At 25.9% G+C, this 7,251-nt stretch carries 6 protein-coding genes; 1 reads left to right on the top strand and 5 read right to left on the bottom strand.

Annotated elements, in window-relative coordinates:
• Nucleotides 1-5: 5 nt before the first annotated feature.
• Complete coding sequence (locus tag T369_RS09300) at nucleotides 6-155, bottom strand: hypothetical protein (protein WP_155835437.1); 150 nt, start codon at nucleotides 153-155, stop codon at nucleotides 6-8.
• A 526-nt stretch (nucleotides 156-681) separates the two neighbouring features.
• Nucleotides 682-1,668 carry an ADP-ribosylglycohydrolase family protein gene (locus T369_RS0107730; RefSeq protein ID WP_031553877.1) on the bottom strand — a complete coding sequence of 329 codons (987 nt, stop codon included), beginning with the start codon at nucleotides 1,666-1,668 and terminating at the stop codon, nucleotides 682-684.
• 785 nt (nucleotides 1,669-2,453) lie between these two features.
• Between T369_RS0107730 and yidC the strand changes: the two genes are divergently transcribed.
• On the top strand, nucleotides 2,454-3,329 hold the full coding sequence (gene yidC / locus T369_RS0107725; RefSeq protein WP_035496545.1) for a membrane protein insertase YidC: 876 nt from the start codon (nucleotides 2,454-2,456) through the stop codon (nucleotides 3,327-3,329).
• Between the two features lie 499 nt (nucleotides 3,330-3,828).
• Here the strand turns inward: yidC and T369_RS0107720 are convergent, their stop codons facing one another.
• The 3 genes from T369_RS0107720 to T369_RS0107710 form a co-directional block, all read right to left on the bottom strand.
• The gene (locus T369_RS0107720; RefSeq protein WP_031553870.1) at nucleotides 3,829-5,262 is read right to left on the bottom strand and encodes a hypothetical protein; all 1,434 of its coding nucleotides are present in this window, start codon (nucleotides 5,260-5,262) and stop codon (nucleotides 3,829-3,831) included.
• 753 nt (nucleotides 5,263-6,015) lie between these two features.
• Nucleotides 6,016-6,528 (bottom strand): hypothetical protein, encoded by a 513-nt coding sequence (locus T369_RS0107715; RefSeq protein ID WP_031553867.1) that lies wholly within the window; start codon nucleotides 6,526-6,528, stop codon nucleotides 6,016-6,018.
• Nucleotides 6,529-6,685: 157 nt separating this feature from the next.
• The gene (locus T369_RS0107710) at nucleotides 6,686-7,198 is read right to left on the bottom strand and encodes a hypothetical protein (RefSeq protein ID WP_031553864.1); all 513 of its coding nucleotides are present in this window, start codon (nucleotides 7,196-7,198) and stop codon (nucleotides 6,686-6,688) included.
• Nucleotides 7,199-7,251 lie beyond the last annotated feature (53 nt).

The following is a 7,251-nucleotide window of genomic DNA, read 5'->3' as shown; positions in this document are numbered from 1 at the left end:
CTTTCTTAAAACCATTTTTTTATCCAGTTTTTTGCTTTATTATATTTACCTGATATCCAATTACTTGCTGGTTTAATAACTTTATTATAAATAGGTTCTACAAAAGGTTTTACTACTTTATTGTAAACCGAATCAACTTTTAGGAATTCGTACATTTCTAGTTTTTACATCATAAAAACAAATTTATCGCTCATTTTTTGAGTGATAAACAAGCGATCCAATTATATTACCTTATGATATCAGCATTAAAATTTTATTAAAAACTGATAAACCAGTATTTTTCTCTCGGTGCATATTTAAACGATGAACCTACTTTTTTAAAGAAATATGCCCCCTGAAACCCTAAAAATTTTTTCCACCTATTTCTGAACGAAAAAATAATTTTCTTATTCCTTTTGAAATAGCCCTTGATATAAAGGTTATTCAACATTATATATCGTATCATTTACGTGAATTACTTTTCCCCAGCATTGAGTACAGGTAACTTATTAGAAACTTACTATAATCATAAAATATAATCTATAGATCAGTGACTTTTTAATAATTTTAAATAAAAAAACTTAGTCCTATTCAAGACAGAACTAAATCAATTACTTAATTTCCTATCCAATTTTTTGGTATCAGTACGTTTCTAGTTTCTCTTTATATAATTAGCTTATTGTATTGTGGTGTACTTTTGGTTTAAAATAAACACCTATTTCTCTCTCGATCTATTACTTTTACAAATTCATCTATCTTAGATTCTATTAAAGATTTAGCTGCAAGTTTACTTAACCATTTATTTGGAATACTCTCCAATCCATAAATAATTCCTGCTAAAGTACCAGTTATTCCTCCAATCGTATCTGTATCATCTCCTAAATTAACTGCCTTTAACACTGTCCCTTCAAAACTATTACTATTTCCTAAACACCAAATAACTGCTTTTAGTGTATCTACAACATAACCTGTAGATAAAATTTCAGATTCTTTTTTATCAAAAAAATTATCAATAAATATTTCCTTGAAATGTTCTTCGTACTCTTTTCTATAAGGATGACTTATATCAAAAATATTCTCAAATAATAACTTAGTAGCTTTCAATGAAGTTTTTAAATTATTTTTGAACAGCAACTCTATCAATAATTGAATATAAAGTATCGAAGCTACAATAGATCTAGGATGTGCATGTGTTAATTTAGTATACTTTTCAATAGTTTTTATTTTTTTAGTTAAATCTACTTCATTTTTCAATAAGATAGCAAGTGGACTTATTCTCATCAATGCACCATTACCATTATCCCATTCTTCTTTACCCCCTATCCCATCTATAGGAATCCCCGCAATATACCTATCAATCGCATTACTTGTTGCAATCCCTATATCAAAACATTCACCATAAGGAGTTAAATATCCATTACGATAACTTTTAAATTTATTCATTAAATTACTTAAATCCGATTTTTCAGAAAGATGTTCTAACAATACAAGTGTTAGAGAAGTATCATCTGACCATGTTCCTACTGGTTGATTGTAAGTACCAAATCCTGTCATATCAGTAATTTTAAAAGTGTTTCTCTTTTCAAATTCTACAGGAACTCCTAGTGCATCTCCTATTGCTAATCCTAATATAAGTGCTTGAGTTTGCTCTTTCAACTCCTTTGATTCTAATTCTGTATATTTTTCCATTACTTCTTCTCTCCTTAGTTTCAGTTCATAAATTTCATATTTTTTTCTTTTAATAATTATATCACTTCAAACGGGCATTCGAAAAATAAAAAGGTGATTTGTCATAATAACAAAACACCTATTTTTACAACATTTTTATTATAAAACTCTTTAGCGATTACTAACTTTTTAACGTTTATATTTTCAACCAATACTCATTCAATTTCGTTAACATACTTTAACATTACTGCTAACTAACAATTCCCTTATTTCAAGCTATCTAAGGTCTTTATTGTATTAATTGTTACATACTTATTTCTGTAACAACTAATTTTATCATACAATTATCTCCTTTTTTGAATTAGGGGTGTGCAAAACCCTCTTAGGGGGTGCATTGCGTTGTACGTTTGTGTTTTAAAAAGCGAAGCGATCATAAAACACTTAGGTACAACGTATGCAAAAGCAACTTTAATCTTAACGAACAAAGCGAGGAAAAGATTATTAGTTGCCACTGCCAAACGATTTGCTCTATCCTTGATTTAATCATATTCTACAAATCTGTTTAACCCTCGTTTACTCAATATATTATATCAGATAACCTTAATCTCTCATAGTAAAAAAGAAAAAATCATATCAGATTTATATGACTTCTCCGTTTTCAAAGGAAGTTTTCACCTTTTTTATTATATTACAATTCCTTAAAAAAATGATGTGGTTTTCCAATAATATTGTCAATATATTTTCATTGTTTTCCTATAAAATATATGATATTATTTATTTATAACAAATCAAAGGGAATTAAAACTATGAAAAAATATATTTTATTTTGTTACTTTCTGTTATTAAGCAGCATTTTAACTGGATGTTCTTCAAAGGATACGGATGGTTTCTTTTATAATACTTTCACCAAAAATATGGATATGTTCTTATCAAATATTAATGTCTACGTTAAAAGTTGGGGTATTTCTATAATTATTATTACACTTATAGTAAAAGGGATTATACTTCCTTTTATGTTGAAAAATTATAAAAAACAACGTACATCATCTATCAATATGGAAAAAGCAAAACCTGAATTAGATCTTGTACAAAGTAAAATTAAAAAGCTTAGTGAAGATCAAAAGAGAGCACTTAATAATGATGAACGAATGAAAATAAGGATTGAACAAACTGAACTTCAAAAAGAACTCTTTAAAATATATAAAAAATATGATTGTTCACCAGCAATTTTCGGTAATCTAATACCTATTCTAATTCAAGCACCGTTTATTTCTGGTTTATATTTCACTCTACAGAATCCAGTCTATTCTAAAGATATTCTTGATTCAAGCTTTTTATCTATTTCACTTGGAGAAAAATCTTACATACTATTAGTTCTTGTTTTTGTAATATATATGATTGTTGGTAAAATTTCTCAAAGTATGATGCAAAGCAATCCTATGTCACAAAACACACCAGAGGCTGAACGTATACAAAATGTTTCTAAAAATATGGTCTGGATTACACCTATAATGTTAACATTTTTATCATATACGAGTATAGCTGCTATAGGTATCTACTTTGTAGTCAGTGGTATACTTGTAGCATTTCAAATATTATTAGGACGTAAACTTTATCCACCTTATGTACCTAAGCCTGTAAAAACATCAAATAAACAAAAAACAAAATTAGTAAAAAGATAAAAAAGAATGTACACTTAGTTATTTCTAAAACAACTAAGTGTACATTCTTTTATTAACTCCCCATTTGAAGAAGAAGGTTTTAACTACCTATATTTCCCTTGATTCTTTTTAACTTTATACTTTTTAACGATTACTAAACTTCTAAACGATTTATGTTCTCTATAAAAAATATTTAAATCCTATAGTATATCAAAAATATTTCTACCTATTCTTTTCTCTATCTAATTCGTTGAAACTCCTTAATAGCAAGCCTTTTATATCGTTTAATTGTATTCTACTTTACGTTGTTATTTCTGTTACTCTCACCGTACCTTTTAAATCAATCAACTTCGTAATTTCATTCAAACGCTCTTCTTTATTCATGTTTTCATCCCACTTCAATTTATCTTCTTGTTTATTTTATTAGAAAAAAGTTTAAAAAACAAACATTAAAAAGAAGACTACACAAATTTCTGTGAAGTGTTCTACCCTATTATTATATTTATAATTCAAAATAAACTTATTTCAATACTCCACTTTTAATTAAATTTATAACATTTAAGCTACATGTATTAAAAAATGATTCTATAGAGATGACTTCTTTATAATTAAAATCATATAATTTTTGATGATTCGGAGAAGCATCATATAATACTAATGTGTTATTTGCTCCTATATACCAACGAAAATGTACCAGTGAATTTCTTATTTTTTCGCTTTTATAATTTTTATTATCTACTGTAATTATTGTATGATTATGAATATCACTCATATAATATTTTATAAATCTAATCATTGCATAATTTAAACTTAGACTTTTATTTAATTTAGTTAAATAGTTTCTATATAATTTTAAGTATTCTCTTGTATCCATTGGTTGTCCTAGCGATTGTTTTAAATTCATTGTGTATGATTGAATAGCTAATTTTTCCTCCTTTTTCTTTTTATATTCTATATAACTCTGATTCAAATTTAAATCTTCCTCTAAAAATTGCATATCTTCATAATATTTATTAGAATAGATATGTGGCATAGGAAGAACGAATTTCACTATAAATTCCATATTAAATGAATTATTCTCCCTGTCAAAAAATAGATCTGAATCTTTATTATAATAAAAATTTATTAATTCCTTTATTCTATCTTTTTGATCTTCATCTAGATAATACTTATAATCGTCTATATTAAAACTCTTTCCACTTGCTATTACTTCATCTTTCAATTTACTTTGTAAATAATTATTTACTTTTTCACTCACCCTTAAAACTTGTGCTTTGTTACTTCTATCAAAATTTAAATCATTTAATTCTTTATTCACACATTCTCTTGGAAACTCTAACTTAAACGGATAATACATAACATAAATATCCTCTAGTTGTTTATCAATATCTCCATCTATATCAAAATCAAAACACTCTTCTAAATCCATATAATAACTATTCCTTGAATTATTAGCTAATATCGAAATCATATCAATCAAATTTTGTTCAGTAAATGTAGCTACAAAACTTGAATTAGCGATATCTACTGTATAAATTTTATTTGAATCTATTTTTATTTTATCTTTGGTTAAATTATCGTTGTGACAATAGGCATTTCTTATAAATAGTGCTCTCTGTTTATTACTAAAATTAGTTGGCTCTTTTATGATTTTCATGTTTTGCTCAAATCCTAGAAGAGAATCCTCAGTTATATTCTTATTTCTATTCAATAAATAATCAACTACCATTGAATACTCATCTAAATAGTGTATACTTACCATCAAATCATAGTATCTTTGTATCCATACATCCAATTGTTCTTGGGTTAACTTGTTAGCATAAATATGATTAAAAATTTCTTCCCACTTTATAGTGTTTTCATTAAGTACTACTCCAGATTTTAAATATGCATCTTCTAATAAAACCTCAACAATATCTCTTTTTGTATAATTTTTCTTTTTAGAATTATCCATTATATCCCTCCTTCCACTCTTAACTAATTATATCATTTTCTTCATTAATCAAAAAATAAAAAAGATACCTTATAATAAATGACAAAGTACCTATCTCTCTAAATTATATTATAAAATAACACTTTAACGATTACTAAATTTTTAACGTTTTCATTTTCAGCCACTGCGCACAAATTTGTATCAACAATTAAAAATTTCTAGCTAACTAAAAAACTCTTTATTTCAAGCTATTTAGAAACTCTATTGTATTATTCACTTAATCCCTATTTCTGTAACAATCAGTTTTATCATACAATTATCCCTTTTTTATGCTTAGGGGTGTGCAAAGGAACAATTCTATTGGATGATAAATCATCTCAATAGAATACGCTTGTCGCTATTTTGCGAACAAGCTAGTTCCCTTTTTACCTTCGTAGTTATAACTTTCGTTTATAACTGCTACGCATCGCACTTTTTAACGATTTTTCTAAGCCCCTTTATATCAACATTCTATCTAATCTTATATATTATATCACAAAACTACTCCTCTCCACAGAAAACAGCCAGATTATATTTCTATAACCTGGCCATTTTGAAATGGACTTCTATCTTATTTTTGTATATATAATTATTTTGATCTTATACGTAAAGGAGTTTTATACATTGTATTTGGCAAAAAATCGAAAATCACTGAAGGATTCACGTTAGCGATAAATTTAATTTATTCTTTTAAATACATATTCAATGAAGTTTTTTTACTTTAATAACATTAAATTATTTTATTCTATCTCTATACACCCAATTGAATATCCATTGAAGATTTATAGATGGTTCGTTATTTTCTAATTCTTTCGATATTTGTTTAAAATTTTCATATATTTCTTCTTTAAGTTTATTTTCATCTACTGTCAAAATATCTATATGTTTCATTCCATTACCAAAATCTATTATATCATCTAACATAAACAAATCATTAAAATAATAATTTTGTCTTTCATTACTTATATATACATATTTTTTCCCATCATCATACAGACTATATCCAAAATAAACATTTTTTTCAACATTTTGAACTGACTTATCTTCTTGAATTTTATGTTTATATTTAAATCCATCTTTCTTATCAAGAATATCTAAATTCTCTGTAAACATCATAAATTCTAAATCTCTGACATTACTACTTGGTGAATGTTTTGCATAATACACTGAATTACCTTTTAAATTTGTATCCCCTATAAACCAAATTATTGCTAACGCCAATATCACTTTTATAATTTTTTTTATCATTTTACTCATTTCCTTTCTTAAAACCATTTTTTTATCCAGTTTTTTGCTTTATTATATTTACCTGATATCCAATTACTTGATGGCTTAATACTTTGTTATAAATAGGCTCTACAAAAGGATTGACTACTTTTTTATATCAATATTTTATAGTTATAACTTACTTTATTCTATCTCTGTATACCCAGTTGAAAATCCACTGCAAATTAATAAATGGCTTATTTTCTTCTGATTCTTTTAATATAGGTTTAAAATTCTCATATATTTCTTCTTTTATTTTATTTTCATCTACTGTTGATATATCTATATGTTGCCTATTGTTACCAACATCTACAACTTCTTTCAACTTAAAATTTTCATCAAAATAATAATATTGTCTTTCATTACTTATATATACATATTCATAGTTAGCATCATTTACACTGTATCTACTTATTAGATATACATTTTTTGTAGTATTTTTTATAGTTTTATCTCCGTCAAGTCTATAACTAAACCCTTCATGATCAGCACTTTTCTGTATATTTTCTACCAACATCATTATTTCTAAATCCCTAGTATTACTACTTGGTGAATGTTTTGCATAATACACTGAATTACCTTTTAAATTTGTATCCCCTATAAACCAAATTGTTGCTAACGCCAATATCACTAGTATAATTTTTTTTATCATTTTGCTCATTTCCTTTCTTAAAACCATTTTTTTATCCAGTTTTTTGCTTTATT

The organism is Gemella sanguinis ATCC 700632 (assembly GCF_000701685.1).
GTDB classification, from domain to species: domain Bacteria; phylum Bacillota; class Bacilli; order Staphylococcales; family Gemellaceae; genus Gemella; species Gemella sanguinis.
Note: the sequence above shows the minus strand (reverse complement) of the source record. Positions and strands in the feature narration are given on the sequence as shown.

What these genes read in the sequence shown, in the direction of transcription:
- T369_RS0107715 (WP_031553867.1), bottom strand. Translation starts at nt 6,528, where the DNA reads ATGATAAAAAAAATTATAAAAGTGATATTGGCGTTAGCAATAATTTGG.
- T369_RS09300 (WP_155835437.1), bottom strand. Translation starts at nt 155, where the DNA reads ATGTACGAATTCCTAAAAGTTGATTCGGTTTACAATAAAGTAGTAAAA.
- T369_RS0107720 (WP_031553870.1), bottom strand. Translation starts at nt 5,262, where the DNA reads ATGGATAATTCTAAAAAGAAAAATTATACAAAAAGAGATATTGTTGAG.
- T369_RS0107730 (WP_031553877.1), bottom strand. Translation starts at nt 1,668, where the DNA reads ATGGAAAAATATACAGAATTAGAATCAAAGGAGTTGAAAGAGCAAACT.
- T369_RS0107710 (WP_031553864.1), bottom strand. Translation starts at nt 7,198, where the DNA reads ATGATAAAAAAAATTATACTAGTGATATTGGCGTTAGCAACAATTTGG.
- yidC (WP_035496545.1), top strand. Translation starts at nt 2,454, where the DNA reads ATGAAAAAATATATTTTATTTTGTTACTTTCTGTTATTAAGCAGCATT.